The organism is Actinocorallia lasiicapitis, assembly GCF_054778695.1.
In genome coordinates this window covers 1-2,707 of record NZ_BAAGZI010000570.1, presented here as the reverse complement: position 1 = coordinate 2,707, position 2,707 = coordinate 1, and the positions used below count along the sequence as shown (strand labels likewise).

Annotated in this window: 3 protein-coding genes; 1 reads left to right on the top strand and 2 read right to left on the bottom strand. The window is 71.6% G+C overall.

Features of this window, described 5'->3' with window-relative positions:
• Positions 1–66: 66 nt before the first annotated feature.
• Positions 67–1,131, bottom strand: a complete 1,065-nt coding sequence (locus ACYVE7_RS32275) for an AI-2E family transporter (protein ID WP_460370137.1) — start codon at positions 1,129–1,131, stop codon at positions 67–69.
• Positions 1,132–1,275: 144 nt separating this feature from the next.
• On the opposite strand from ACYVE7_RS32275, the gene ACYVE7_RS32270 reads away from it, so the two are divergent.
• Positions 1,276–1,797, top strand: a complete 522-nt coding sequence (locus tag ACYVE7_RS32270; protein WP_460370135.1) for a hypothetical protein — start codon at positions 1,276–1,278, stop codon at positions 1,795–1,797.
• Between the two features lie 63 nt (positions 1,798–1,860).
• Here the strand turns inward: ACYVE7_RS32270 and ACYVE7_RS32265 are convergent.
• A partial coding sequence (locus ACYVE7_RS32265; RefSeq protein WP_460370133.1) for a hypothetical protein occupies positions 1,861–2,707 on the bottom strand: 847 nt, incomplete at its 5' end.

The window sequence follows — 2,707 nt, the reverse complement described above, 5'->3', positions numbered from 1 at the left end:
GAGTGCTCACTCACCAGCGGCTACCAGGCACCGAGTCTGCCAGTGAGGCTCACCCGGTAGCTCCCATTAGGGGGTGGTGAGGGGGTGGTCGGCGACGTCGTAGCGGCGGACGTAGGCCGACAGGAACGCCTGGATGCTGGCGCCCGCGGGCAGGGCGAGGAGCGCTCCCGGCGCGCCGAACAGGGCGGCCCCGCCCAGGACCAGCGCGAACGCGACGGCGGGATGCATGTCCATCGACCGGGCGGTGATCTTGGGTTGCAGGACGTAGTTCTCGAACTGCTGGTAGGCGACGATGAACAGCAGGGTCCACAGGGCGGTGGCCGGAGACTGGGCGAGGGCGACCAGCACGGGCACGATCCCGGCGATGTAGGTGCCGACGGTGGGCACGAACTGGGACACCAGCCCGACGAACAGGCCGAGGGTGACGGCGTTGGGAACGCCCAGGAGGCTGAGGGCGGTGGTGTGGGCGGCGGCCGACACCACGGCGAGCAGGGCGCGGGAGTACAGGTAGCCGCCGGTCTTGTCGACGGCGATCTCCCAGGCGCGCAGCACGTCGAGCTGGCGCTGGGGCGGCAGCAGGGCACAGACGGCGCGGCGCAGTCGGGGCCCGTCGGCGGCGAAGTAGAAGGTGAACAGGATCAGCCCGAGCCCCTGGAACAGGATGCCCAGGGCGTGGGTGCCGATCCCCCACACGTTCCCGGCGATCAGGGAGAGCTGGCCGGTGGCCACCGACTGGAGGCTGGTCAGGCGGCGGGTGATGTCGCGGGGCGACAGCTCGGTGTGGAAGGTCTGGTTGACCCATTCCACGATGGCGAGGCCGGTGCGGGGCGCGTTGTTGACCATGTTGGTGATCTGGTCGACCAGCAGGGTGCCGAGCAGGGCGAGGAACGCCCCGGCGGCCCCGGCGAGCAGAATGAAGATCATTCCGGTGGCCAGTCCGCGGGACATGCCGCGTGAGGCGAGGTAGTTGACGGCCGGTTCGATGGCGAACGCCAGGAACAGCGCCATCAGCACGAGGGTGAGGAGCCCTTGGAGCCGTTCCAGCGCCCACAGCCCGGCCAGGAACACCAGAACGGTCGCCCCGGCCAGCACGAACGCCCGTGGCAGCCACGACGGCATCCGCTCCCCCATGGGTGTGACGGTACTGGTGGCAGGTGGCGGGGGGCACGTCAACTCACCGGCTGAGAAGGTTCGGGTGCCGCGGGTGGCCACAGTCACAGGCGGGAACGTCCGAGATGCGGGAGGATGTCAGGTGTGAATCGGAGATTGCTGCGAGTGGGGGTACGCCTGCATCCCGACAAGGGGATGTTCCGGACGCATGATCTGGGTGCGGATCCGTCGGGCCTGCAGGCGCCGCCGCCACCGGGCCGGCACCTGGTGAGCGTCGGGTACGACCAGATGTGGATCGGCAGCCTCCAGGACGATGTGGAGATCACGTTGCTGCTGGAGGAGTGGGACGCCGAGCCGCCGTCCTCACCCGGCCAGTGGGACGAGGAGGCGTTCACCGAGCTGTACCTGCGCGGCGCGGTCGCGGTGACGGCGGCCACGGGCGAACCGGTGCTGCACGGAGTGCGGCTGGCCGCGGGGGTGGGCCGCTACCATCTCGCGATCCGGGCCCGGCACCGCACCGAGATCGCCCGGCTCTACGACGAGCTGCTGGACCGGCACCGCGACACCTTCTCCGCGGAGTTCCAGGCGGAGCTGCGCAAGCTGGAGGGGATCGAGCACTACCTGGTGCAGTTGTGGCCGGCGACGCCGACGGGCCCCCAGCGGATCCTGCCGGATTCGCCGATCTGACCTCGCGATCTGACCTTGCGATGAGAAAGGGCGCCTCCGCTGGGAAGGCGCCCTTTTCCGTGATCAGTGCGGGAGTTCCTGGGCGACCCCGTCGAGGTCGGCGGTGCCGAGAGTGAAACCGCGTTCGCCGAGGACGGCGACCGTGGCGTCGGCCTGGCCGAGGTGGTGGGTGCAGGCGCGGTCGAGGTAGGCCTCCACCAGGCGGGCGTTGACGAGACGGCCGCGGCCGGGCAGGGCCGCGAGGTCGCGGCGGGCGATCGGCCAGGCGTCGTCGGTGAGGCCGACGTACCGTTCCTCGGCGAGCAGGGTGAGCAGCGCGACCCTGGTGTCGCCTCGGGTCAGGTCGGGCAGCCGGACGGTGCGGAAGTCGCTGACCAGGTCGGGGTGGCGGTCGCGGAGCTCGTCGAACCGTTCCGGGGCGCACGACGCGACGAGCGTCGTGGTGGTGACGCCCTCGGCGCGGGCCCGGTAGAGGGCGCGGGCGTAGGCCGCGCCCCGGGTGTCGTCCAGGAGCAGTTCGTCGAGGCCCTCGAGCAGGACGGTGTGGCCGGTGTGCCGTTCCAGAAGGGTTTCCAGGCCGTCGGGGCCCTGGTCGCGGATGTCCTCCGGGTGCAGGGTGCGGACCCGTTCCTCGCTGAACCCCACCTCGGCGAGGGCGCGGGCGATGATCCGGGTGAGGCGGCGCTGGCCACTGGACGGGGCGCCGACCAGCAGGACGGCGGGGGCGGAGGCGCTGGAGACCTCCTGGCCCTTGAGCTGCTGGGCCCACTTGCCGCGGCGGCGGACCTCGGTGACGACGCGTTCGGCGTCGTCGGCGCCGCACAGGAACCGGATCCCGTACAGCTCGAACGTCCTGCCGCCCTCACCCGCGGGAGGGGCGGGGGCGGGGACGGGCGGGGCCGCGGGCGGC